Here is a 24,902-nt window from a genome sequence, read left to right on the forward strand (position 1 = left end):
ATCAGCCGAGGGGGCCGATCTCCCGTTCGATCGCCGCGCGCAGCTCCGGGCCGCGTACCACGTCGCGCGCCGCCTCCATCAGCGGCGCGAGGAACACGTCCGGTCCCGGCTCGCCGATCGTGCGGCCGAGCACGTCGAGCGCCGCCTGCCCGGCCGGTGACGGCGTCAGCGGGGCGCGGAGCTGGAGCCCGCGTACGGCCGCCAGCAGCTCCACCGCGAGCAGGCTGGTCAGGTTGTCCAGCACGGTGCGCAGCTTCTTGGTGGCCGCCCAGCCCATCGAGACGTGGTCCTCCTGCATGCCGCTGGTGGGCAGCGAGTCGACCGAGGCGGGCGCGGCGAGCCGGCGGTTCTCCGCCACGATCCCGGCGGCGGTGTACTGGGCGATCATCAGCCCGGAGTTCACCCCGGCGTCGGGGGACAGGAACGCGGGCAGCTCCCGGGAGCGGGTGACGTCCAGCAGCCGGTCCACCCGGCGTTCGGCGATCGCGCCCACCTCGGCGGCGGCGATGGCCAGGTAGTCGGCGGCGAAGCCGAGCGGCGCGCCGTGGAAGTTGCCGGTCGACTCGACCCGCCCGTCCGGCAGCACCACCGGGTTGTCCACCACGGACAGCAGTTCCCGGCCCGCGACCACCTCGACGAAGTCGAGCGTGTCCCGGGCCGCGCCGGCGACCTGCGGGGCGCAGCGCATGGAGTACGCGTCCTGCACCGCGTGCGCCAGGTCGTCGCGGTGCGAGTCCATCACCGCCGAGCCCTGCAGCAGCCGGTGGATGTTCGCCGCCGAGGCGGCCTGGCCGGGATGCGGGCGGATCGCGTGCAGCTCGGGCAGGAAGGGCCGCTCCGAGCCGAGCATCGCCTCGATGGCGAGCGCCGCTGTCACGTCCGCCATGGCGAACAGGTGCCGGGCGTCGGAGACGGCCAGCAGCAGCATGCCGAGCATGCCGTCGGTGCCGTTGATCAGCGCCAGCCCCTCCTTGGCGGCCAGCGACACCGGCTTCAGCCCGACCTGGTGCAGCGCGTCGGCGGCCGGGACGCGCTCCCCGGACGGGCCGAGCACCCAGCCCTCACCGAGCAGCACCAGCGCGCAGTGCGCCAGCGGCGCCAGGTCGCCGGACGCGCCGAGCGAGCCGTGCTCCGGCACCCACGGGGTGACGTCGTGGTTGAGCAGGTCCACGAGCGCCTCGGCGACCAGCGGGCGTACCCCGGAGCGGCCGAGCGCCAGCGAGCGGACCCGCAGCAGCATCATGGCGCGTACCACCTCGCGCGGCATCGGCGCGCCCACCCCGGCGGCGTGCGAGCGGATCAGCGCGTGCTGCAGCTCGGCCCGGCGCTCCGGTGCGACGAACGTGTTGGCGAGCGCGCCGAACCCGGTGGAGACGCCGTACACCGGCCGCCCGGCCGCCTCGATCCGGTCCACGATGGACCGGGAGGTCGCCATCGCCTCGGTGGCGGCCGGGTCGAGCACGACCTTGGCGGTGCCGCGGGCCACCGCGAGCACGTCGGCGGGGGTGACCCCGGTGGACAGGATGGTCACTGTGGTCATCGCGGCACTCCGTTGTGCAGAACCTGGCGGATCAGTGGCACCCCCGGCCGGTAGGCCAGGTGCAGGTGGGACGGGGCGTCGAGGATGATCAGGTCGGCCCGCGCCCCGGGGGTCAGCCGCCCCACGTCGGTGCGGCGCAGCGCCGCCGCCCCACCGGCGGTAGCGGCCCACACCGCCTCCGCCGGGGTCATCCGCATCTCGCGTACGGCGAGCGCGACACAGAACGGCATCGACGACGTGTACGACGAGCCGGGGTTGCAGTCGGTGGCGAGCGCGACTGTCACGCCCGCGTCGAGCAGCCGCCGGGCGTCCGGGTACGGCGACCGGGTGGAGAACTCGGCGCCGGGCAGCAGCGTGGCGACCGTCTCCGAGCCGGCCAGCGCGTCGACGTCGGCGTCGGTCAGGTGGGTGCAGTGGTCGACGCTGGCCGCGCCCAGCTCAACGCCGAGCCGTACGCCCGGCCCGGGGCCGAGCTGGTTGGCGTGCAGCCGTACGCCCAGACCGGCGGCCTGCCCGCAGGCGAGGATCGCCCGCGCGTGGTCGGCGTCGAACGCGCCCCGCTCGCAGAACACGTCGATCCAGCGGGCGTACGGCGCGGCGGCGGCGAGCATCGGCCCGCAGACCATGCCGACGTAGTCGTCCGGGCGGTCGGCGTACTCGGCGGGGACCACGTGCGCGCCGAGGAACGTGGTGTCCTCGGTGAACTCGGCGGCGATGCGCAGCGAGCGGGCCTCGTCGGCGACGGTGAGGCCGTACCCGCTCTTGATCTCGACGGTGGTGGTGCCCTGCCGCAGCATCTCCGCGCGTAGCCGGCCCACAGTGGCGCGCAGGTCGCCGTCGGAGGCCGCGCGGGTGGCGCCGACTGTGGTGCGGATGCCGCCGCCGGTGTAGGGCTCGCCGGCCATCCGGGCGGCGAACTCGGCGGCCCGGTCCCCGGCGAAGACCAGGTGGGCGTGGCTGTCCACGAAGCCGGGCAGTACCGCCGCGCCACCGGCGTCGATCCGCCGGTCGGCGGCGGGCGCGTAGCGGGCCGACCCGATCCAGGCCACCTGGCCGTCCTCGACCAGCAGCGCGGCGTCGCGCCTGATGCCCAGCGGGTCGCCGTCGCGGCCGTCGTTCGTGACCAGCTCGCCGATGTGGTCGACGAGCAGGCTGCCGCGCGTCACGAGTCCTCCTTCGCGGTCACCGCCGCGATCGCGTCCCGCAGCTCGGTGGGCACGTCCACGGTCAGGTGCCGGCCGCCGTCCACCACCGGCCTCCCGTCCACGATCACGCTCGTCACGTCGGCGGCGGTGGCGGCGAAGAACGCGCCGGCCGGCGGCACCCCGGCGGTGCGGGCGCTGTCCAGCCGTACCGTGACCAGGTCGGCCCGCTGCCCGACGGCGAGCCGGCCGGCGTCGCCCCAGCCCAGCGCGGCGTGGCCGCCGACGGTGGCGGCGCCGAGCAGCTCGACCGGCGTGAAGTGCCCCCGCCGTCGGGTACGCAGCCGCTCGTCCATCTCCAGCGCGCGGGCCTCCTCGAACAGGTCCACCACGGCGTTGCTGTCGCTGCCCAGGCTCAGCGGGCTGCCCGCGTCGGCCATCCGCCGCACCGGGCCGACCCCGTCGGCCAGGTCGCGTTCGGTGGTGGGGCAGACGCAGACCCGGGTACGGCTGTCGCCGAGCAGCGCCACGTCGGCGGCGGTCGGGTGGGTGGCGTGCACCGCTGTGGTGTGCGGGCCGAGCACGCCGTGGTCGGCCAGCAGCCGCGTCGGGGTGCAGCCGTGCACGGCCCGGCAGGCGTCGTTCTCGGCCGGCTGCTCGGACAGGTGCACGTGCAGCGGCAGCCCGTTGCGGTCGGCCCAGCCGGCCACGGTGGCGAGCTGCTCGGCCGGGACCGCGCGCACCGAGTGGATGGCCGCGCCGAGCCGGACGTGGTCGTCGGCCGGCCCGAACGCGTCCACCCGCGCCGCCCAGCGCAGCGCGTCGCCGTCACCGAACCGGCGTTGCGGCCCGGTCAGCGGCGCGCCGTCCACGCCCCCGGCCAGGTACGCGGTGTCCAGCAGCGTGATTCGGATCCCGGCGTGCGCGGCGGCCTCCACCAGCGCGGCGGACATCGCGTTCGGGTCGTCGTACGGGGTGCCGCCGGGACCGTGGTGCAGATAGTGGAACTCGCCCACGCAGGTGATCCCGGACAGCGCCATCTCCGCGTACACGGCGCGGGCCAGCGCCAGGTAGGTGTCCGGGTCGAGCCGGGTCGCGATCGCGTACATCAGGCTGCGCCAGGACCAGAAGTCGCCGCGCCCGTCGTGGGTGCGCCCGCGCAGCGCCCGGTGGAACGCGTGCGAGTGCGCGTTCGCCAGGCCGGGCACCGTCAGCCCGGGCAGCCGTACCGCGTCGCCGAGCACCTCCACCCCGGCGGTCGGCGGACCGTCCCCGGTCAGCGGGGTGACAGCGGTGAGCCGCCCGTCGGTCGCCTCGATCAGCACGTCCCGGGTGGGCTCGGCGCGGTCGGGCAGCCAGGCGTACTCGGCCAGCCAGCGGGTCAGCGGCATGCCAGCTCCTCCAGGACCCGGGCCAGGGCGGTCACCCCGGCGGCGCAGTCGGCGTCGGTGGCCGCCTCGGCGGGGGAGTGCGACACCCCGGTCGGGTTGCGCACGAACAGCATCGCGGTGGGCAGGTGCGCCGCCAGCACGCCCGCGTCGTGCCCGGCGCCGGTGGGCAGCACCGGCGCGCCGAGCAGCGCGGCCAGCCGGTCGGCCAGCCCGCGGTCGAACGCGACGAGCGGGGTCGCCGACTCCTGGGTGCAGGTCAGCGCGGTGCCGTCGCGGCCGGCCCGGTCGGTGGCCTTGGCGCGTACCGCCTCGACCAGACCGTACAGCGTCTCCGCCTCGGCCGCCCGCGCGTCCAGCCAGCCGGTGACGCGGGACGGGATCGCGTTCGTGGCGTTCGGCTCGACCGACACCCGGCCCACTGTGGCGTGCGCGTCGCGCAGCCGGGCCTCCTTGTTCGCGGCCAGCACGGTGAACGCGTAGGTGAGCATGGGATCGCGGCGGTCGGCCATCGCTGTCGTACCCGCGTGGTTGCCCTCGCCGGTGAAGTCGAACCGCCACCGGCCGTGCGGCCAGATCGCGGAGGCCACCGCGACCGGCGCGTCCTGGTCGACCAGCGCGCGGCCCTGCTCGACGTGCAGCTCCACGAAGGCCGCGAAGCGGCCGAGCAGCGCCGGGTCGGCGCCCGCCGGCCGCTCGCCGAGCGCCCGCGCGAAGGTCGTCCCGGCCTGGTCGCGCAGCCCGGCCGCGCGGTCGACGTCGATCTCGCCGGTGAGCAGCCTCGACCCCAGGCAGGGTACGCCGAACCGCGCGCCCTCCTCCTCCACGAACGCGGCCACCACCACCGGCCGTTCCGGGGTGATGCCCGCGGCCCGCAGCTCGTCCACGGCGAGGAACGCGCTGACGATGCCGAGCGGACCGTCGTACGCGCCGCCGTGCGGCACCGAGTCGAAGTGGCTGCCGGTGAGCACCGCGTCGCCGGCCTCCGGGTCGCCCCACCAGGCGAACAGGTTGCCGTTGCCGTCCTGCTGAACCGGCATCCCGCGGGCGTCGGCCTGGTTGTGGAACCACTCCCGCAGCCGCAGCTCCGGTTCGGTCAGCGCGTAGCGCAGGTAGCCGCCGCTGCCCTCGTCGCGCCCGATCGGCGCGATCTCGTCCCACAGCTCCCGGAACCGGTTAGGAAGGGACCCTTCCCATGCAGAATGCGTTAACAAGGGGCCCTTCCTTACTCGGCCATCGGGATGCGGACGCCGGTGCGCTCGGCCACCGCGCGGGCGTCGTCGTAGCCGGCGTCAACGTGCCGGATGACGCCCATCGCCGGGTCGTTCGTCAGCACCCGCTCGATCTTCTGCCCCGCGAGGGCGCTGCCGTCGGCCACGCAGACCTGCCCGGCGTGGATGGACCGGCCGATGCCGACGCCGCCGCCGTGGTGGATCGACACCCAGGACGCGCCGCTGGCGGTGTTCACGAGCGCGTTCAGCAGCGGCCAGTCGGCGATCGCGTCGGAGCCGTCGGCCATCGCCTCGGTCTCCCGGTAGGGGCTGGCCACGCTGCCGCAGTCCAGGTGGTCCCGGCCGATCACCACCGGCGCGCTCAGCTCGCCGGACGCGACCATCTCGTTGAACCGCACCCCGGCCCGGTCCCGCTCGCCGTAGCCGAGCCAGCAGATCCGCGCCGGCAGACCCTGGAACGCGACCCGCTCGCCGGCCATCCGGATCCACCGGGCGAGGGACTCGTTCTCCGGGAACAGGTCGAGGATCGCCCGGTCGGTGGCGGCGATGTCCTTCGGGTCGCCGGAGAGCGCGGCCCAGCGGAACGGGCCCTTGCCCTCGCAGAACAACGGCCTGATGTACGCGGGCACGAACCCGGGGAAGTCGAACGCCCGCTCGTATCCGCCGAGCTTGGCCTCGCCCCGGATCGAGTTGCCGTAGTCGAAGACCTCCGCGCCCGCGTCCAGGAAGCCGACCATTGCCTCCACGTGCTTCGCCATCGACGCCCGGGCCCGGTCGGTGAACTCGGCCGGCTTGGCCGCCGCGTAGTCCCGCGCGTCGCCCGGGTCCACGCCCTCCGGCAGGTACGACAGCGGGTCGTGCGCGCTGGTCTGGTCGGTCACGATGTCGATGGCTACGCCCCGGCGCAGCAGCTCGGGAAAGACGGCGGCGGCGTTGCCGACCACGCCGACGCTGAGCGCCCGCCGGTCCCGCCTGGCCGCGAGCGCCCGCTCGATGGCGTCGTCCAGCGAGTCGGCCACCTCGTCGAGGTAGCGGTCGTGCACCCGGCGGTCCAGCCGCGACCGGTCCACGTCCACGATCAGGCAGGCGCCGCCGTTCATGGTGACGGCGAGCGGCTGCGCCCCGCCCATCCCGCCGCAGCCGGCGGTGAGCGTCAGCGTGCCGGCGAGCGTGCCCCCGAAGCGCTTGGCGGCGACGGCGGCGAACGTCTCGTACGTGCCCTGGAGGATGCCCTGGGTGCCGATGTAGATCCACGAACCGGCGGTCATCTGCCCGTACATGGTCAGGCCCAGCGACTCCAGGCGGCGGAACTCCGGCCAGGTGGCCCAGTCGCCGACCAGGTTGGAGTTGGCCAGCAGCACGCGCGGCGCCCACTCGTGGGTCCGCATCACACCGACCGGCCGGCCGGACTGCACCAGCATCGTCTCGTCGTCGCGCAGCTCGGTGAGCGTGCGCACGAGCGCGTGGTACGACGGCCAGTCCCGGGCCGCCTTGCCGGTGCCGCCGTAGACCACCAGGTCGTCGGGGCGCTCGGCCACCTCCGGGTCGAGATTGTTCATCAGCATCCGCAGGGCGGCCTCCTGCGGCCACCCCTTCGCGGTGCGGGTGACGCCGCGGGCGGCGCGGACGGGCTGGTGCATCTCGTACTCCTCTCAGCCGAGGAACAACTGGCGGCGGGCGGCGGACGACTCGAACGCCTCGAGCCGGTCCTGGGTCTCGGCCGGTGCGGCGTCGCAGATCGCCTGGAGCACCACCATGGCCAGGGTCATCGGTGCGGTGTGCAGGTCGAAGACGAGGTCGGCGCCGACGGCGGCGGGCAGCACCACCTGGGCGTGCTCGGTGGCCGGGCTGACCGGCGAGTCGGTGATCGCCACGACGGTCAGGCCGGCGTCCCGGGCCTCGCGCAGCGCCTCCAGGGTCTCCCGGGGGTAGCGGGGCAGCACGAACGCGAGCATCGCCGTCGCGCCGGCCGCCACCGCCTGGTCCAGGCGGTCCACGAGCATGCTGCCGCCGTCGTCGAACACCCGTACGTCCGGGTGCACCTTCGCCGCGAAGTAGGCGAAGTAGGCGGCCAGCGGCGCGGCGGCCCGCAGCCCGAGCACCGGCAGCGGGCGGCTGGCGGCGAGCAGGCGGCCCACCTCGGCGACCCGGTCGGCGTCGGCGAGCTGCGCGGCGAGCCGGTCGAGGTTGTCCCGTTCGGCGTGCACCGCCCGTTGCAGGGCGTTCCCGGCGCGGTCCTGGTCGGCGCCGTCGCGCGCGCCCAGCTCGCGCAGGCGGCGGCGCAGCGCGGGGTAGCCGTCGTGGCCGAGCGCCATGGCGAACCGGGTCACCGACGGCTGGCTGACGCCTGCGAGCTCGGCCACCTCGGCGGCGGACAGGTACGCCGCCGCGCCCGCGTGCCGCACCAGGCAGTGCGCGATGCGGCGCTGCGTCGGGGTGAGCCGTACGCCGTGGAAGAGGTCGAGCAGGCGGTCAGGGGAGGCCGCACCGCTTTCATTCACGAGCCGACTCTATGCATGAAAACTTTCAGAGCGCAAGCGTCGCGCGACCGCAGGGAGGTCCGATGAGCGTGCTCTCTGTACTATCCGCACGGCGGGTGAACAGAGGAGTGGGGCATGCAGCCGGAGGGGCCGTACAGGTTCACCGAGACGTTGGGCGAGTGCCAGGTCGGCCGGGCGTGGGCGGCTCTCGACGGACAGGACCGCCCGGTCACCGTCGCCGTCCTCGAAGGCGCCGCCGCCGGTGACCAGCGCTGGCGGGAGGCGTTCGCCAACGCGGCGAACGTGCTGGCCCAGACCCCCGGCGGCCACCGGTACGTCAACGCCGACTTCGCCGCCGCCGAGCCCTGGATCGCGTACCCGTCCGAAGAGGAAGGTGCGGCCGAGCGGCTGTTCCGCAGCCTCGGCATGGACTACCAGCGCACCCCGACGGCCGAGATGCTCCCACCGCCCCCGGCCGCCGCCCCGGTCTCCCCGCCGTCCCAGTTGCCGTGGGTTCCGCAGCCCTGGGCGATGGCGGCCCAGCCGATCTCCGGCGCGCCGATGTCCCCGGCCGCCGTCTCCGCGACCTCCGGGGTCCCCGCGCAGTCCGCCGTCTCCGCGCCACCCGCCGTCGGCTCGGCGCCGGTGGCCACCGACCCGCTGGACCCGTCCGGCGGACGCCGGATCGCCCCGGTGCAGCCGGCGCCGAAGCGGCGCGACTGGATCTCGATCGTCGGCGCCCTGGTGCTCACCCTGGTCGCCGGCACCGCCGGGTTCTTCCTCGGCGCAGGACGCGAGAAGGAGGCCGCGACGCCCACGCCGTCGGCCAGCCCGTCGCTGCCGCCCTACGAGGCCACGCAGCTCGCCATCAACAAGGCCAAGTTCGAGGGTGAGCTGGCCCCGCTGGTCGAGCCCTGGCTGACCCGGATCGGCGGCTGCACCGTCTACAACGAGCCGGGCGCACCGAAGCTGCCGGCGGACGAGAAGGGGCACGTGTTCTGCCACTACGGCGGCGCGTGGCTGCACTTCACGCTCTACCCGGGACAGAAGCAGAAGGACACCGCGCGGGCGTACCGCCAGCAGCTCAACCTGGCCGGCGGCTCGCTGGCGCCGGGGCTGCGCGAGGCGAGCACCACGAAGGGCGGGGTGACCGGCAAGCCCGGCAGCTACGTCGAGTACGCCTTCGAGGGCGAGGACGGCCGGGCGATCTGCGGCGTCTGGTGGGACCCCGACGACATGCAGGGGGCCTTCTACATCGAGACGCTCTGCAAGGACGGTGTGGACGGCGACTGGGACGCCCTGCGCGACCTGTGGCAGCGCGGCAGCTGACCGCCGCGCCGCGTCATGCGGCGCTGATCCGCGCGACCGGCTCGACCCCGCCGGTGACCTGCTCGACGCGGTAGGCGGCGAGCGCCTGCCGCCAGGCGTCCACCTCGTCGCCGACGACGTGCGAGCGGATCAGCCAGACGCGCGCCCCGTCGCCGCGCTCGGCCGCCAGCTCGACCGCGTGCCGGAGACCGGCCTGCACGGCAGTCGTGTCGTGGCCGGGCACCACCACGACGTCCGGCCGCTCGGGCATGTCGACCCACCAGCCCACCGTGTTGCCGTGCGGCACCACCAGTCTCAGCCGCTCGTGCCGGGAGTAGAACGCGAACCCGTACCAGGCCGCGTTGTTCATGACCACGACGTCGTTCGGGAGCCGGTGCCGGGCCACGTACTCGGTCGCCGAACGCACGTCGGTGACGGCGATCGCCGTGTAGTAGAGCCCCGGCTCGTTCCCGTCGAACCGGTACCAGTGGCTGTTGCCGGCCGCGTACCCCCCGAGCACTACCGCGCAGGCGGCCGCGGCCAGGACGGCGGGCCGCACCCGGGGGAGCCGGCGGCAGGCCAGGCCGGCCGCGCGGCTCGCCGACCCGGCGACCCCGAGCCCGGCCACCGCGGCGGCGGTGACGAGCAGGAAGTGCGAGGTACGCAGTTCCAGCAGCGGATAGACCTTCGCGACGCCGACGATCGTCGCCACCACGGGCAGGAGCATCACGGCGACCGCGGCGGCGGGCCGGCCGTGCCGGCGGAGCGTCAGCGTGCCGGCCACGAGCAGGGCGACCACCACCAGCCCGGGCGCGCCGACCACCGGCATCAGCGTGTCGACCTGCCGTGCCAGGTAGCCGGGCAGTTCGGTGACGCCGGGGAAGTTGCCGGCCCAGAACTGCTGCATCGGTACGTTGCGGCCCTGCATCGAGATGCCGAAGTAGACGCCGGTGAGGACCAGCCCGGCGTTGAGCCCGGCCACCGCCACCTCGACCAGGCGTAGCCACTGCCGCCGGACCGTGGTGACCAGCAGCAGCCCGCCGAACGCGCACGGCGCCACGATCGCGGTGACGTGGCTGAACAGCATGCCCGCGGCGACGGCGGCGGTCAGCACGTTGAGCCGCCGCCGCGACCACCGTTGCTCGACCCAGGCGACCAGGGCGAGCACGCCCACGGCCACGGCGGCGTCGGCGGTGTACTGCTTGAGGTCGTGGCGCACCTGCTGGGCGGGAAGCAGCAGGACCGCCGCCGCGCAGGCCGCGCCGGCCACCACGCCCCGGCCGGGCGTCGACCACCGCAGCGACCTGCCGAGCCCGTACGCCGCCACGACCGCGAGCCCCTGGAACGCCAGGGTGACCAGCCGCAGGTCGTCCGGGTCCGGCACCAGCCGCAGCAGGAAGCTCCAGCCGAGCGGGCTGGACGACGTGGTGACCGGCAGGTCGCCCAGCGGGAACCGGACGGACAGCGCGACCCACGCCTCGTCGAGCCAGTACGGCGCGCCGAGCATGGTCTTGACGTCGTGCAGGATCGGCAGCAGGCACAGCAGCGCGAGGACGGCGGTGCTGTCCCACAGGATCGGGCGGGGCCCCGGCGGTCGGCCCACCGCCGCGCCGGTTCTGTCCACATCGGCTGGTTCCACCCGTGTCACCACGTAGATCCCTATCCCCGCCTGCCGACCGGCCGTCACCCTAACCCACCACTCAGGTGCGTCGACAGGCCCGGAACTGCGGGTCCGCGTCCCCGTCCCCGGGGCTGGTGCCGATCGGCCACTGCTGATCCGTACGATCGTGCGGTGCGCGTGTTGGCTGACCGGATCAGGGGCGTGGAGCGCAGGTTCCGCTACCTCGGCCTCGGCCTCGTCGTTCTGGCGGCCGGGTTCCTGCTGACGGGCAGGTGGCAGCTCGCGCTCGGGGTCGCCGTCGGCGCCCTGCTCGGCTGGGTGCTGACGGACCCGGTCCGGATCACCTGGGCGGTCTTCGTCATCGCGTTCGCCGTCCCGGTGACCATCGACGTCGGCTATCCGACGAATCCCTCGTACGCGCTGCTGCTGGTCCTGTTCCTCCTCGCCGCGTGGGGGCGGGTGCTGCGCGCCGAACGCGACGGGTGGCCGCCGAAGGCGCTCGCGGCGGCGCTCCTGCTCCCGGCGTGCGCGGTGCTCGCGGGGCTCGTCCACTGGCACGGGGTGAAGCCGATCGCGGTCGGCGTCGCGCCCCTGCTGTGCTTCGGCGTGCTGGCCTGGCACCTCGCCGAGGAGGCACGGCACGACCGGCGGACCGTCCGGCGGATCGCGGAGGCGCTCACCTGGTTCAGCGTCGCCGTGGCCGTGTTCGCCAAGTACCAGACCGCTTCCCGGAGCTGGCCGATCTTCGACCAGTTCGCCTACGACTGGACCTACACCTCGGCGTTCGACGCGACCCGGGCGGTGGGCCTGTCCGGGCACCCCATCATCTACGGCACGTTCGCCATGGCCATGGTGCTCGTCGCGCTGACGCTCCGGGGCCGGTTCTGGTACGTGCCGGTCACCGCCAACCTCGTCGGCCTGGTGCTCTCCGGCACCCGCAGCGCCTGGGTGGGCACGGTTCTCGCGCTCGGGCTCTGGCTGTTCTTCCAGTGGCGGAAGGTCAGCTGGCGCGGCCTGGGCGCCACTGCCGCCGTCGCCGCCGTCACCTTCACGCTCGTGGCGGTCAACCCGCCGGCCCTGCGGCCCGACACCACCACCGCCGCACCCACGCCGAGCCCGGCCGCTCCGGCAGCGAGTTCGGCGGCGCCGGCCCCCGAATCGCCCGCTGCCACGCTGAGCCCGGCCACGCTGAGCCCGGCCGCGCCGAGTCCGGCCGCGCCGAGTCCGGCCGCGCCGAGTCCGGCCGCTCCGGCGCCTCCGGCGGCGAGTTCCCTGCCGCCGGAGCCCGTCGCGCCGACCCCGGCCGCGCCCACCGCCAGCGCCGTGGACTCCGTCGACGTGGCGGGATCACGGATCTCCGACCCGGCCAGCGCCGACGCCCGCTTCACGCGCATGAGCGTGGTCTGGGACGGCATCACCCGCGACTGGTCCACAGTCGTCTTCGGCAACGGGCCGGAGGCAAACGTGCGGTTCCTGGAGAACGTCGGCATCGGCGACGGCCAGGCCCAGGTCTTCGACAACACCTACCTGACGTTCTGGTACAACTTCGGCCTGATCGGACTGGCCTGCCTGCTGGCGCTCCTGGTGCTGCTCTACCGGCACCTCCGGTCGCTGCCGGCCCGCCTCCTGCTGGTCGGGTTCGCGGCCCAGATCTTCTTCTTCGACGTGTGGCTGTGGCTGGGCGCCGTGGCCGTGCTGCTCCTGGCGGTCGCGCTGGGCGCCGCCGACAACCCCTCCCTGTCGGCGCGGGCGCTACCGGTGCCCCGTCGCCGGCAACCTGGCGCGCAAGCCGCCGCCCCGGCCGCCGCCGGCCCCCGTCAGCCAGCGGCCGGCGCGGCGGCCGGATCCGGCTCGGCGCCCGCCGCGCGCCCGGGCAGCGCAGGCGCGTCGGGACCGTCCTGACCCGGCCGATCCGGCGGCTCGCGCAGCGCGGGCGGCGTCCAGTCCTTTCCCCGCAGCGCCGGCTTCTCCACCAGATGCCAGGAGAGCATCGCCAGCCCGAGGCTGAGCACGGCGCTGACCAGGAAGAACCCGGCCACGCCGAGAGCCGGCAGGCCGAACTTGGCGAGTACCTGCTGCACCAAGAACGAGTAGATGTAGACCCCGTACGAGTAGTCGTTGTCGCGGCCGACGCGGTGCAGCACGCGCGGCAGCCGTACGGCGAGCCAGAGGACGGCGTACGCGTAGGCGAGCAGCGCCGGTGCGAAGAACGCCCCGTCGACGGCGTACACCCCCGGGCCGACGAAGTCGCCCCGCACGGCGAGCCAGCCGACCGTCCCGAGCGCGAGCACGCCGAGCACGTCGTTCATCGGCAGCCGGTCGCGGTACAGCTCGGCGGCCCCGCCGGCCAGGAACATGAACCCGAACCAGAGCAGGTAGGTCTTCTGCAGCGCGCCGAGCATCGGCAGCGGACCGACCGCCCCGCTGGTCCAGAGCGCCGCACCGGGCTGGAGGTGGTTCCAGCAGAGGACGCCGAACACCGCGACCACGGCGAGCAGCGTGACCCAGCGGAGCTGCCGGCGCAGGACGGTCAGCGCGGCCAGGACGGCCACCGCCAGATAGCAGTAGATCTCGTAGGCGAGCGTCCACAACGACCCGTTGATCGTGTTCCCGCCCTGCCAGTGCCAGTACGGCGTGTCACCGCGCAGCAGGTCGGCGATGCCGAACTGCCGCAGCCCGCCCCACCAGTTCAGTCGCAGGTAGTCGAGCACGCCGCCCGGGCTGCGCCACAGCCCGTCGAGCGTGCCGTGCCGGTCGAGGTACAGCAGGGGCGCCACGACCAGGCCGGTGAACAGCAGGCAGACCCACAGCCCGGGCCAGATCCGCAGCGCCCGGTGCCACAGGAAGCGGGGCACCGAGTTGCGTCGCGCCGAGCCGACGACGAGGAAACCGGAGATCGTGAAGAAGCCCGCCACCGCCAGGGCGCCCAGGTCGACCCGGTGCAGCAGCGGACGCCCGAACCCGAGGGCGGCGGTGTGGGACAGCACGACGGCCAGCGCGAAGACGAGCCGCAGCGCGCCGAAACCGTTGGCCCGCCCGTGGTACGCGCTCGCCAGCGGCTGCGACACGAGCGCACGCCGGACGGCGGCCTTCAGGAGGGGAGACACGCGGACCGACCCGGCTCAGCCGGCCACCGGCGGGCGGGGCGCGGGCACCCGTGAACCGATCAGCCCGGCCGCCCGGTGGTGCCGGCGGGCAGCCGGCGGCAGGCCGACCAGGAACTCGGGGAACATGCCGAAGAAGATCCGGGCGCTGCGCAACTCCAGCGTGTGCGCCGGTGACCACCGCACCGAGTTCGTCGCCCGCGCCCAGTGGTGGGTCCACCGCACGTCACCGAGCAGGGCGACCGGGAAACCGCGCTGCCACGCCCGCAGGCCCAGCTCGTGGTCCTCGTAGTAGAGGAAGAAGCGCTCGTTCCATCCGCCCAGCTCGACGAGGTCCCCGGTGCGTCCGGCGACCGCCGCCCCCATCAGCCAGGCGACGTAGCGGACCTCGCCCGGCTCGGCCACCATCCGGTACGACTCGTGCAGGCGGGACAGCGGCCACAGCTTCCGGTTGCCGAGCTTCGCGGTGGCGTACGGGAAGCCACGCCCGTTTGGTTGCGGGGTCCCGTCGGTGGAGAGCAGTTGGGGCGCCACCAGTCCGCCGTGCGCGTCCAGGTGCCGCGCGAGCGCCTCCAGCCCGTCCGGGCGGACCTCCAGGTCCGGGTTCGCGAAGAGGACGTACCTGCCGGCGGCCTCGTGCAGCGCGACGTTGTTGGCGCGGGAGAAGCCCACGTTCTCCGGCAGCCGGACGACCCGCGCGCCCAGCTCCCGGGCCACCGCCGCCGAGTCGTCGGACGACGCGTTGTCCACCACGATCCACTCGTACGGCTTCTCGCCGCGCCAGCAGCGGCGCAGCGTGTCCGCCGAGTTGTAGGTGACAGTCACGACACTCCACGGGTGTCCCGTCATCACGCTCTCCGAACTGTCAGATAGCTGAGCAGGGTCGCGAAGCCGAACCGCTTGCCGGTCCACTGCCGGCGGGCGGCCGGCCCCTGCCGCAGGCCGTGTCCCACGCCGCGCAGGAACGGCCGCAGCAGGCCCTGGCGGACCCGCCGGGCGGCGAGCGCGACGTGCGCCAACGCGAGGACCGGCAGCGCGACGAGCAGCAGCGGCCAGGTGAGGGTGCGCGCCGCGACCAGGAGCCGGTTGCGGGCCAGGAGGAAGGCCCGGAATCCCTGCAGCCGGTCGTCGCCGTCGACGCTGTGCCCACCGGCGTGCGGCAGCATCAGATCCAGCGCCCGGGTACGAACCCCCGAGGCGTGGAGCCGCAGGGCGAGGTCGGCGTCCTCACCCCAGGCGAACAGGTGCTCGTAGAACCCGCCGAACCTGCGGTACAGCTCGGTGGGGAAGACCGCCGCGCCGCCGGACGGGCCCAGTGGCGCCCGTGCCGTCGTGGCGGACCGGTCGATGAACAGCGAGACCGGATTCAGGTCGATGCCCACGTACTCGCCGCCGTGCATGGCCAGGCCGACCGCGACCGGGGTGCCGGGGTCCTCCGCGACGGCGGCGCAGATGCGGGCCAGCGCGCCGTCGGGCAGCCAGACGTCCGGATTCAGCAGCAGCACGTGGCCGGTGGTGGTGGCCGCGACGGCCCGGTTGCAGCCGGCCGCGAAGCCCGGGTTGGACGAGTCGGGAAGGTACCGGTACCGGTCCTGGTCGAGGCAACCGGCGATGATCTCCGCGCAGCCGTCCTCGGGCCAGTTGTCGGCGAAGACGAACCGCACCGGCAGCCCTTCGGCGCTGCGTACCCAGGTGGGCAGCGTCTCGGTGAGCATGCCGGCGGACCGGTAGAGCACCGTGACGACGGTCAGTTCCACGGCGGTCACCGCAGCGACCGGTACAGACTCTGCCAGCGCGTCACGCACCGGTCGAAGGCGTACTCCTGGGCGTACCACTCGGCCACGCCCCGCCGCTCCTCGGCGGGCCCGGCCTGGGCCAGCGCCCGGCGGACGGCGCCGGCCAGCGCGGCGGGGCTGGGGTCGGCCCGGACGGCGAGCGTGCCGGTGGCGTGCCGGGTGACCTCGGCCAGCCCGCCGGCCCCGGTGTGCACCACCGGTACGCCCAGGGACAGCGCCTCCAACGCGCTGAGCCCGAACGACTCGACCCGCGACGGCACCAGGAGGCAGTCGATCCCGCGGAGGAAGTCCGCCGCGACGACCCGGCCGACGAGTTCCAGGTTCGGCCGGGCCGCGATCGGCAGCGAGCCGGCCCCGGCGACCCGGACGTCCATCTCCGGCAGGTGCGCGGCGGTCTCGGCCAGCAGGTCCGCGCCCTTCTCCCGTTCCAGCCGGCCCAGGTAGCCGACCACTGGACGCCGGCCGGACGCCGGCGCGTCGGCGGGTTTCGGGGCGGGCCAGTCGGCCGGCAGCGGGTTGGGGATCAGGTGGACGTTGCGGACGCGGCCCCGCTCACGCAGCTCGGTGGCCTCGAACTCGGACACCGCCACCGTGGCGTGCGGCCGGAGGCGGCGCATCGCCAGGTCCAGCGCGATGTTGGACTGGGTGGCGGCCTTCTGCTGCCACGACCCGGCGGTGTCCCGGTACTGCCAGAGGCTGTTGTGCAGGGTGACCACGAGCGGGGTGCGGTCCAGGCTGAGCGCGGCCCGCGCGTGCATCGCGGCGGACAGCAGATGGGCGCAGACCACGTCCGGCTTCACCTCGCGGACGAGACGGCGGATCTGACGCGCGTAGCCGAGGTCGATCCGGCTGGTCGCGCCGAGCCCGACCCACGGCACCCCGGCCTCGCGCAGCGACCGGCCCACCTCGTCGTCCGAGGTGGCGGCCACCACGTCGACGCCGGTACGGGCGTGCGCCGGCACCAGCTCGGCGAGCATCCGTTCCGCGCCGCCCAACTGCCGCCGCCCGGAGCCACCGGTCGTGCAGACGAAGAGCACCTTCACGACGCACGCAGCCCCGCGACGGCCCCGCGCGCGATCGCGCGGCGCACGGAGTCGCGGCCCACCGCCGCCCGCAGCAGGATGCCGCAGACGTACGCGGTGGCCGCCACGCGACCACGGCGGCCGCCCAGGTCCCGGCTGGCCCGGATGAACTCCCGGGTACGCCGCTCGGAGATCTCCTCCGCCGACCAGCGCCGCTTGGCGGTCGCGTCGTCCTCGTGCATGATCACGGCGTCCGCCACGTACGCCAGCCGTTTGCCCTGCCGGCGTACCGCCCAGCACAGCCGCATGTCCTCGGAGTAGAAGAACGACGTCTCGTCGACTCCGCCGATGGCGTCGAAGGTGCTGCGCCGCAACGCGACGAACGGCCCGGTCAGCCAGTCCGCCTGCTCCGGGGGCGCGACGATCCGCAGGCGCGGCACCACGAGGCTCAGCCCGGTGGCGTGGCCCAGCCCGACCCCCATGGTCAGGAACCGGCCGCCCTCGGTCTGCGGCACGCCCTCCGGCGTCACCACAGCGGGGAAGGCGGCGCCCACCTCCGGGTCCTCCAGAGCTGTCAGCAGCCGGGCCACCGCGTCACCGTGCACGACGATGTCGTTGTTGGAGAGGATGACGTTCGCCCTGCTGGTGTGCCGTACGCCGAGGTTCATGCCGCGGGCGTACCCCAGGTTCGAGCCGGACTGGACGTAGGTGACGCCCTGCTGGGCGCAGAACCCGCTCAGCGCCTCGCGGATCTCCGCCGAGCTGCCGTTGTCCACCACGACGATCTCGGCCTCGGCGGGCAGGGACAGCACGCAGTCGCGGGTGCGGTGGAAGTCCTCCCAGGCGAGAACCACGATCGAGACGTCCATCTCACACCATCCCAGGATTCGGCGGCTGCGCCCGGCGCAGGCTCGCTCTCGACGCGAACGCGTGTACGGCGTAGGCGAGCGAGGAGGCGACCGCCGCCCCGACCACACCGGCCCACGGGATGACGCCGAGGTATGCCGGAACCGCGACCGCCGACGTGACCACGGCGACCACAGTGGTCGCCCTCTCACCCCGCCGCTTCAGCAGCAGGGCGCTCCAGCTCTTTCCGGCCGCCGTGGCCAGCGAGCCCGGCAGGAGCAGCAGCCCGAGGAGCCAGGCGTGCCGGTACTCCGGCGCCAGGAAGCCCAGCACGCCGAGCCCGACGATCGCGGCCAGGGCGATCGGCAGGGCCGCCGTCACCACCGCCCGCGTCGGGTCCGGGCCGTTCCCACCGTCCCGGTCGGCGAGGATGCGCTGTGCCCGCACCACGGCTCCGGCCTGCGCGAACTCCAGGGCGGCGACCGCCAGCGCGTAGACGCCGAGCGGACCGGCCCCGGCGAACCGGGCCACCAGGACCTGGTTGAACCGCAACGTCATCATCTGCGCGAAGATGCCCAGGTGCAGGCTCCCGGCCGCGAGCAGGTCGGCCCGGAGGTCCGCGCCGGTCGAGGTGGGCGCCGGGGCTGCGCCGGCCCGCCGCAGCCGGACCAGGACCAGGCCGCACACGGCGAAGGCGCTGAGCCACTGCACCGCGAGCCACACCATGCTCCACACGCCGCCGTCGAGCCGGCCGGCGGCGTAGAGGGCGGCGTACCCGGCGACCAGGACCGCGCCGCTCGCCGCGCGCATCGCGTAGACCAGCCGGAAGCTGCGCTGCCGCAGGGCGAGCGACGAGACCGTGTTGAACACGGTCAGACCCACCGCGGACCCGACGCCGACCAGATAGGCGCCGACGCCCGCCGCCGCGGTGAGCAGCGCGGCGGCGACACCGGAGAGGAGTACGGCGACGCCGAGGATCGCGATCACGTACGTCCGTCCCCGGGACTGCACCCAGCCGGCCGGACGCGAGATGAGGAAGGTGTCGAGCGACAGCCCGCCGACGGCCGCGCCGAGCGTCGCGCTCACCATGTTGGCCGACAGTTCGCCGCGCTCCGCCGCGGGCAGCGCCACCGACATGACCGCCGCCAGGCCGGTCAGTCCCAGCGCGCCGAGATAGAGGCGCTCGGGCGCGACGAGCCGCCGCAGCAGACCGGCCGCCCGGCGCCGGTGCGGCGGTGTCGTGCCGGGGTCCGACGAGGACTGCGCGGCGTCGACCAGCGAACCGCCTGTCACTCGTCGCCCCCGAACGGTGCGGCACAGGTGCGGGTACTGCGGTAGTCGGGTAGGAGCCCGGCCGTACGCGCGTGGGCCAGGCTCGGCGCGGCGGCGTCGCGGGCCGACAGCACCGGCGCCTCGGCCGGCCAGTCGATCGCCAGGTCCGGGTCGAGAGGGTGCACCGTGTGCTCGGCGCCCGGGTTGTAGGTGGTGGAGCAGAGATAGCTGAGTGTGGCGTCGTCGGTCAGCGCGCAGAAACCGTGCCCCAGGCCCTCGCTGAGATAGACGGCTCGCCGGTCGACGTCGTCCAGCCGCACCGCCTCCCACCGGCCGAACGTCGGCGAGCCCACCCGGATGTCCACCACCAGGTCGACCACGGCCCCGCGTACGCAGGTCACATACTTGGCCTGGCCGGGCGGGACGTCGGCGAAGTGGATGCCGCGGACCACGCCCCGCGCGGAGACGGACAGGTTGCCCTGGGCCAGCCGCAGCGGACGCCCGACCACCTCGGCGAGCCGGTCGAACCGGTACCACTCCATGAACAACCCGCGGGAGTCGCCGTGCTGCCGGGGCGTGATCTCCCACGCCCCCTCGATACTCAGCGGCCGGATCTTCATCCTTCGGTCCCGCTCCGCTCGGCCAGCAGGCCCAGCAGGTATTCGCCGTAGCCGCTGCGGGTCAGCGGATGGGCGAGCACGCGCAGCCGCTCGTCGTCGATCAGCCCGGACCGCCAGACCACCTCCTCGACGCAGCCGATCTTCATGCCCTGGCGCTCCTCGATCACCCGGACGAACTCCGCGGCCTGCATCATCGAGGTGAACGTGCCGGTGTCCAGCCACGCCGTGCCCCGGTCGAGGACCGTCACGGTCAGCTCGCCCCACGCCCGGTACGTCTCGTTGACCGCCGTGATCTCCAGCTCGCCGCGCGCGCTCGGCGTCAGCTTGCGGGCGATGTCGACCGCCCGGTTGTCGTAGAAGTAGAGGCCGGGCACCGCGTACCGGGACCGGGGACGGGCCGGCTTCTCCTCGATCGAGAGCACCCGGCCGTCGGCGTCGAACTCGACCACGCCGTACGCCTGCGGGTTCGCCACCGGGTACGCGAAGACCCGGCCGCCCGCCGGTTCGCCGTGCTGGGCGAGCTGCCGGCCGAGCCCGACGCCGTGGAAGATGTTGTCGCCGAGGATCAGCGCCACCGACTCGTCGCCGATGAAGTCCGCGCCGAGCACCAGCGCCTGCGCGATGCCCTCCGGACGAGGCTGTTCGGCGTACGCCAGCCGCAGCCCCCACTGGCTGCCGTCGCCGAGCAGCCGCTCGAACTGGGCGCGGTCCTCCGGAGTGGTCACCACCAGGATCTCCCGCACGCCGGCCATCACCAGAGTGGAGAGCGGGTAGTAGACCATCGGCTTGTCGAACACCGGCATCAGCTGCTTGGAGACGGCCCGGGTGATCGGCCACAACCGGGACCCGGTGCCGCCGGCGAGAAGGATTCCACGCACTCGCGGAGACTACCCGTGACGCCGTCACCACCGTGGCCCGTCGACGTCCCGCCTGCGCTGCGGGTACGGCGTAGACTCCTCCACCCGTGAGGATCCTCGTCACCGGCGGCGCCGGCTTCATCGGGTCGGAGTACGTGCGGATGCTGCTGGGCGTGCCCGGCGGCGACGCGGCCGGGGTGCCCGCGACGGCGCCCACGGCGCTCACCGTGCTGGACAAGCTCACCTACTCCGGCAACCTGGCGAACCTGGCCCCGGTACGCGACGACCCGCGCCTGCGCTTCGTGCACGGCGACATCTGCGACGCGGCGCTCGTCGACGAGGTGGTGCCCGGCCACGACGTGATCGTCCACTTCGCCGCCGAGTCGCACGTGGACCGCTCGATCACCGGCGCGGCGCCGTTCGTCACCACGAACGTGCTCGGCACCCAGACGCTGCTGGACGCCGCGCTGCGTCACGGCGCCGGCCGGTTCGTGCACGTCTCCACCGACGAGGTGTACGGCTCGATCGACTCCGGCTCCTGGACGGAGGACTGGCCGCTGTCACCGAACTCGCCGTACTCCGCCTCGAAGGCCGGGTCCGACCTGCTGGCGCTGGCCTACCACCGCACCCACGGCCTGGACGTGGTGGTGACGCGCTGCTCCAACAACTACGGGCCGTACCAGTATCCGGAGAAGGTCGTCCCGCTGTTCGTGACGAACCTGCTCGACGGCGGCACCGTGCCGCTCTACGGCGACGGCGGCAACGTGCGGGACTGGCTGCACGTGCACGACCACTGCCGGGGCGTGGCGATGGTCCAGGAGAAGGGGCGGGCCGGCGAGGTCTACCACATCGGCGGCGGCACCGAGCTGACCAACAGGCAGCTCACCGAGCGGCTCCTGGCCGCCTGCGACGCCGGCTGGGACCGGGTCGTCCCGGTCACCGACCGCAAGGGCCACGACCGCCGCTACTCGCTGGACATCAGCAAGATCAGCGACGAGCTGGGGTACGCCCCGACCATCGACCTCGACCGGGGGCTGGCCGAGACCGTGCGCTGGTACCGGGACAACCGGGCCTGGTGGGAACCGCTGAAGACGGCCGGCCACCGGTGACCCGGGTGCTCGTCACCGGCGCGGGCGGCATGCTGGGGCGGGACCTGCTCGCCGTGCTGCGGACCCGGCCGGACCTGTCGGTCACCGCCGCCACCCGCGCCGGCCTCGACGTCACCGACGCCCACGCCGTCCGGGACGCGGTGAGCGGGCACGACGTGGTGCTCAACGCCGCAGCGTGGACCGACGTGGACGGCGCGGAGACCCGCGAGGCGGACGCCACGGCTGTCAACGGCGACGCGGTCGCCCACCTGGCCCACGCCTGCGCCGGGTCCGGCGCGCGCCTGGTGCACGTCTCCACCGACTACGTGTTCGCCGGGGACGCGGTCGAGCCGTACCCGGAGGACGCCCCGACCGGCCCGGTCAACGCGTACGGGCGCGGCAAGCTCGCCGGGGAGCTTGCGGTGGCCCGGCTGCTGCCCGAGACCGGGTACGTGGTGCGTACCGCCTGGCTCTACGCCACCCACGGCCGCAACTTCGTCACCACGATGCTGCGGCTGGCCGCCGAACGCGACCGGCTCGACGTGGTGGACGACCAGCGCGGGCAGCCCACCTGGTCGTACCGTCTCGCGGAGCGGCTCGTGGCGCTCGCCGACGCGGCGCTGGCCGGCGACGCGGCGCCCGGGACGTACCACGGCACCGCCGCCGGCGAGACCACCTGGTACGGCCTGGCCCGCGCCGTGTTCGCCCTGCGCGGCCTGGACCCGGACCGGATCCGGCCCACCACCAGCGACAGTTTCCCGCGCCCGGCGCGGCGTCCCCGCTACAGCGTGCTCGCGCACGGCCGGTGGGCCGCGGCGAAGCTGCCGCCGCCGGGGGACTGGTACGCCGACCTGGCCGAGGCGCTCAGCCTCCACCGCCCCGGAACACCTCGCTGACGGTACGCAGCACGATCTTGATGTCGAGCCAGAGCGACCAGTTCTCGACGTAGTAGTTGTCGAACCGCGCCCGGTCCGAGATCGGCGTGTCCCCGCGCAGGCCGCTGACCTGCGCCAGCCCGGTGAGCCCGACCGGTACGCGGTGCCGCATCGCGTAGGTCGGGTACTCCACCGAGAACTTCTCCACGAAGTACGGCCGCTCCGGGCGGGGCCCCACCACGCTCATCTCACCGCGCAGGATGTTCCACAGTTGCGGCAGCTCGTCCAGCGAGGTGCGCCGCATGAACCGCCCGATCGGCCCGACCCGCTGATCGTGGGCGATGGACCAGGTCGTCTGCGACTCGTGCTCGTCCTCCGGGCGCATCGACCGGAACTTGATGACGTGGAACGGCTTGCCGAACCGGCCGATGCGCTCCTGCCGGAAGAACACGCCCCGGCCGCCGTCGAGGAACGTGGCGAGGGCGCAGAGCAGCAGCAGCGGGCTCAGCACCACCAGCGCGGTCACCGCGAAGACCACGTCCGAGGCCCGCTTGAGCCGCCACCGGGGGCCGGTGAGCGTGGTGTCGCCGATCTTGACGATCGGAATGGCGCCGATGTGGTCGGGGTAGCCGCCCTGCGACCGCGAGCCCCACAGCCGGGGCACCGCCCACAGGTCACACCGCGAGCTGGCCGGACGCAGCAGCGACTCCATCAGCTCCGACTCGGAGCAGTCCGGGTCGGCGATGACCAGGACCTCGCACTCCAGCATGTCGGTGAGCTTCTCCAGGTCGTCGATCGTGCCGATCAGCGGCAACGCCCCCATGCGGGGCCTCGACGGGGCGTCCACCGCGCCGACGAACCGCAGCCCGTACTGCGGGTGGCGGCGCAGCAGCCGGGCCAGCTCCCCGCCGATCGGACCGCCGCCGATGACGATGGTGTTGCGCTCCACCCACCGGCGCTTACGGGCCAGCAGGACGAGCCGGCTGTTCAGCGCGCGCCCGACGATCACCAGGCCGGCGGAGAACGCGACGCCCTGGACGAAGCCGCTCACGTGCGGCACCGAGTCGTGCCGCAGCGCCGCGATGATCGCCACCACCGCGCCGGAGGCCAGCAGCCGCCCGCCGAGGCTCGGCAGCTCGTCCAGGATGCTGATGTGCCGGCGCGGCCGGTACAGTCCGCCCGCCGCGAAGAAGCCCACCGTCAGGGCCGCGTTGGCCAGCGTGCCGCGCCAGTAGTTCTGGGTCAGCAGCAGCGGCGCGAGCAGCGCCGCCACGTCGATGGGCGCGGTCACCATCCACGCGCGCACCCATCGGGTACGCGTCGACGCCCGCGACCCGGCGTAGGGCAGGACCGTTGTCGTGTCCAGGCCGCTGTTCATCGGCGGATCGTTCGACGGCGCGGCCGGATGCTCGAACGCCGGAAGGCGTGGCATTGTCGATCCTCCCCCGTGACGCCGCCGGCCCGGATGCGGAGACCGACGACGATCGCAGGATACGAGCGGCCCCGCCGCGCCGCCACCACCGGCATGGCAGATCGACGTCCTACTTTCCGCTGACGGCGAGAATCTCCGGGACCGAGTCGCGGCGGACCGCGTCGAACAGCGTCTTCGCGCGCGCCGGATCCGGGAACACGACGCTCTCGCTGCCGACCCGGCCGGTCCCCTTCACCGGGCAGGTGAAGAACGTCAGATTGCCGCTGCGCAGGCCACGCATCTCCATCGCGAGGTCCACCAGAGACAGTGATTTGTCGACGGCCACCGAGTTCGACGTGGCGCGGACGAACGAGTTCAGCTTCGCCGGGTTGGTCATCACCCCGCCCGAGGCGGCCTTGTCCAGAATGGCCTTGATCACCTGCTGCTGGTGCCGGATGCGGGCGAAGTCGCCGTCGGGGAACGCGTGCCGTTCCCGCGCGTAGTCGAGCGCGGCGGCGCCGTCCATGGTCTGGCGGCCCTTCTTGAACGTCCGCGTGCCGATCAGCGAGTAGTTCGTGGTGAACCCCTTCTCCACGTCGATCTCGACACCGCCCAGCGCGTCGATGATCTCCTTGAAGCCGGCGAAGTCCACCATCGCCACGTTGTCCACCCGTACGCCGCTGAACTTCTCCACCGTCTGCACCATCAGCGGCACACCGCCCCAGGCGTACGCGGCATTGATCTTCGCGTCGCGACCGCCGCGACCCTCCTTCGACTTCGGGACGGCCGTCCAGGTGTCCCGCGGGATCGAGATGAGCTGGGCGCTCGACCGGTCCTTCGGCAGGTGGGCCAGGATGATCGTGTCGCTGCGCGAACCGCCGGTGCTCTCCGGGTCGCGGGAGTCGCTGCCCAGGATCATGATGTTCATGGCGCCCTTGACCTCGACCTGCGGGCGCGACTCCTCCGGTACGCCCTCGAAGGCGTCGACCCGTTCGATCGACTTGTCGACGGAGCGGTAGTACAGGCCGCCGGCCAGCGCGCCCCCGCCGGCGAGCAGCACCATCACGAGCAGCACGATCAGGGCGATCCGGCGGCCCCGGCGACGGCGCGGCGCCTTCTCCCGCACCGGCTCGCCCGCCTCCACATCGGAGACCCCGGAGCGGGCGTCGGAATCGGCGAGCTGATGGCGATCTGACATGCTGCGATGCTACTGATTCGCGCTGCGCCGCGGGGGGACCCTCGGACGGCAGGCGGTGGGCCTCGGCACCGGTCGGCGAGCCGCACGACCGGCGTGCCGGGC

The 24,902-nt window shown here is 73.9% G+C and carries 21 protein-coding genes; 4 read left to right on the top strand and 17 right to left on the bottom strand.

What is annotated here, in order from left to right:
* Position 1: 1 nt before the first annotated feature.
* The 6 genes from hutH to A4R25_RS13445 are packed head-to-tail and all read right to left on the bottom strand — an operon-like array spanning position 2 to position 7,803.
* The gene (gene hutH / locus A4R25_RS13420) at positions 2-1,540 is read right to left on the bottom strand and encodes a histidine ammonia-lyase (RefSeq protein WP_043326196.1); all 1,539 of its coding nucleotides are present in this window, start codon (positions 1,538-1,540) and stop codon (positions 2-4) included.
* On the bottom strand, positions 1,537-2,706 hold the full coding sequence (gene hutI / locus A4R25_RS13425; RefSeq protein ID WP_064446923.1) for an imidazolonepropionase: 1,170 nt from the start codon (positions 2,704-2,706) through the stop codon (positions 1,537-1,539). Before hutI ends, hutH begins: the two co-directional genes overlap by 4 nt.
* Positions 2,703-4,067 carry a formimidoylglutamate deiminase gene (locus A4R25_RS13430; protein WP_064447244.1) on the bottom strand — a complete coding sequence of 455 codons (1,365 nt, stop codon included), beginning with the start codon at positions 4,065-4,067 and terminating at the stop codon, positions 2,703-2,705. Before A4R25_RS13430 ends, hutI begins: the two co-directional genes overlap by 4 nt.
* Positions 4,064-5,284, bottom strand: a complete 1,221-nt coding sequence (locus A4R25_RS13435; protein ID WP_064446924.1) for an allantoate amidohydrolase — start codon at positions 5,282-5,284, stop codon at positions 4,064-4,066. Before A4R25_RS13435 ends, A4R25_RS13430 begins: the two co-directional genes overlap by 4 nt.
* A gap of 11 nt (positions 5,285-5,295) precedes the next feature.
* Positions 5,296-6,942, bottom strand: coding sequence for a urocanate hydratase (gene hutU / locus A4R25_RS13440; RefSeq protein ID WP_064446925.1), 1,647 nt, complete (start codon positions 6,940-6,942; stop codon positions 5,296-5,298).
* 12 nt (positions 6,943-6,954) lie between these two features.
* Positions 6,955-7,803: a MurR/RpiR family transcriptional regulator gene (locus tag A4R25_RS13445; RefSeq protein ID WP_064446926.1), complete on the bottom strand. Its 849-nt coding sequence runs from the start codon at positions 7,801-7,803 to the stop codon at positions 6,955-6,957.
* Between the two features lie 114 nt (positions 7,804-7,917).
* Here A4R25_RS13445 and A4R25_RS13450 point away from each other — a divergent pair, with 114 nt between their 5' ends.
* Positions 7,918-9,111, top strand: coding sequence for a hypothetical protein (locus A4R25_RS13450; RefSeq protein ID WP_064446927.1), 1,194 nt, complete (start codon positions 7,918-7,920; stop codon positions 9,109-9,111).
* Between the two features lie 13 nt (positions 9,112-9,124).
* Here A4R25_RS13450 and A4R25_RS13455 read toward each other — a convergent pair whose 3' ends face one another.
* On the bottom strand, positions 9,125-10,729 hold the full coding sequence (locus A4R25_RS13455) for a hypothetical protein (RefSeq protein WP_157539061.1): 1,605 nt from the start codon (positions 10,727-10,729) through the stop codon (positions 9,125-9,127).
* Positions 10,730-10,882: 153 nt separating this feature from the next.
* Here A4R25_RS13455 and A4R25_RS13460 point away from each other — a divergent pair, with 153 nt between their 5' ends.
* Positions 10,883-12,613, top strand: a complete 1,731-nt coding sequence (locus A4R25_RS13460; RefSeq protein ID WP_157539063.1) for an O-antigen ligase family protein — start codon at positions 10,883-10,885, stop codon at positions 12,611-12,613.
* Here A4R25_RS13460 and A4R25_RS13465 read toward each other — a convergent pair.
* The 8 genes from A4R25_RS13465 to rfbA are packed head-to-tail and all read right to left on the bottom strand — an operon-like array spanning position 12,529 to position 20,249.
* Positions 12,529-13,818 (bottom strand): acyltransferase, encoded by a 1,290-nt coding sequence (locus A4R25_RS13465; protein ID WP_082931009.1) that lies wholly within the window; start codon positions 13,816-13,818, stop codon positions 12,529-12,531. The genes A4R25_RS13460 and A4R25_RS13465 overlap by 85 nt on opposite strands.
* 15 nt (positions 13,819-13,833) lie before the next feature.
* A complete protein-coding gene (locus tag A4R25_RS13470; protein ID WP_231915517.1) occupies positions 13,834-14,640 on the bottom strand; it encodes a glycosyltransferase family 2 protein in 807 nt (268 codons plus the stop codon).
* A gap of 23 nt (positions 14,641-14,663) precedes the next feature.
* The gene (locus A4R25_RS13475; protein ID WP_231915518.1) at positions 14,664-15,572 is read right to left on the bottom strand and encodes a glycosyltransferase family 2 protein; all 909 of its coding nucleotides are present in this window, start codon (positions 15,570-15,572) and stop codon (positions 14,664-14,666) included.
* 5 nt (positions 15,573-15,577) lie between these two features.
* Positions 15,578-16,654, bottom strand: coding sequence for a glycosyltransferase family 4 protein (locus A4R25_RS13480; RefSeq protein WP_064446932.1), 1,077 nt, complete (start codon positions 16,652-16,654; stop codon positions 15,578-15,580).
* Positions 16,651-17,502, bottom strand: coding sequence for a glycosyltransferase (locus tag A4R25_RS13485; protein ID WP_064446933.1), 852 nt, complete (start codon positions 17,500-17,502; stop codon positions 16,651-16,653). The genes A4R25_RS13480 and A4R25_RS13485 overlap by 4 nt, the downstream gene beginning before the upstream one ends.
* Before the next feature lies 1 nt (position 17,503).
* On the bottom strand, positions 17,504-18,772 hold the full coding sequence (locus A4R25_RS13490) for a hypothetical protein (protein WP_231915519.1): 1,269 nt from the start codon (positions 18,770-18,772) through the stop codon (positions 17,504-17,506).
* A complete protein-coding gene (locus tag A4R25_RS13495; protein WP_064446934.1) occupies positions 18,769-19,371 on the bottom strand; it encodes a dTDP-4-dehydrorhamnose 3,5-epimerase family protein in 603 nt (200 codons plus the stop codon). Before A4R25_RS13495 ends, A4R25_RS13490 begins: the two co-directional genes overlap by 4 nt.
* Positions 19,368-20,249: a glucose-1-phosphate thymidylyltransferase RfbA gene (gene rfbA / locus A4R25_RS13500; protein ID WP_043326169.1), complete on the bottom strand. Its 882-nt coding sequence runs from the start codon at positions 20,247-20,249 to the stop codon at positions 19,368-19,370. Before rfbA ends, A4R25_RS13495 begins: the two co-directional genes overlap by 4 nt.
* A gap of 86 nt (positions 20,250-20,335) precedes the next feature.
* Between rfbA and rfbB the strand changes: the two genes are divergently transcribed.
* Together rfbB and rfbD are read left to right on the top strand one after the other, a co-directional pair.
* Entirely contained in the window at positions 20,336-21,337 is a 1,002-nt protein-coding gene (rfbB, locus tag A4R25_RS13505) for a dTDP-glucose 4,6-dehydratase (protein ID WP_064446935.1), read from the top strand.
* Entirely contained in the window at positions 21,334-22,212 is an 879-nt protein-coding gene (gene rfbD, locus A4R25_RS13510; RefSeq protein ID WP_030501823.1) for a dTDP-4-dehydrorhamnose reductase, read from the top strand. The genes rfbB and rfbD overlap by 4 nt, the downstream gene beginning before the upstream one ends.
* On the opposite strand, the gene A4R25_RS13515 is transcribed toward rfbD, so the two are convergent.
* Positions 22,181-23,623, bottom strand: coding sequence for a sugar transferase (locus A4R25_RS13515; RefSeq protein ID WP_043326163.1), 1,443 nt, complete (start codon positions 23,621-23,623; stop codon positions 22,181-22,183). The genes rfbD and A4R25_RS13515 overlap by 32 nt on opposite strands.
* 109 nt (positions 23,624-23,732) lie before the next feature.
* Complete coding sequence (locus A4R25_RS13520; protein ID WP_043326162.1) at positions 23,733-24,800, bottom strand: LCP family protein; 1,068 nt, start codon at positions 24,798-24,800, stop codon at positions 23,733-23,735.
* Positions 24,801-24,902: the final 102 nt, after the last annotated feature.

It is taken from the genome of Micromonospora sp. NBRC 110037 (assembly GCF_001652995.1).
Classification (GTDB): Bacteria; Actinomycetota; Actinomycetes; order Mycobacteriales; family Micromonosporaceae; genus Micromonospora; species Micromonospora chalcea.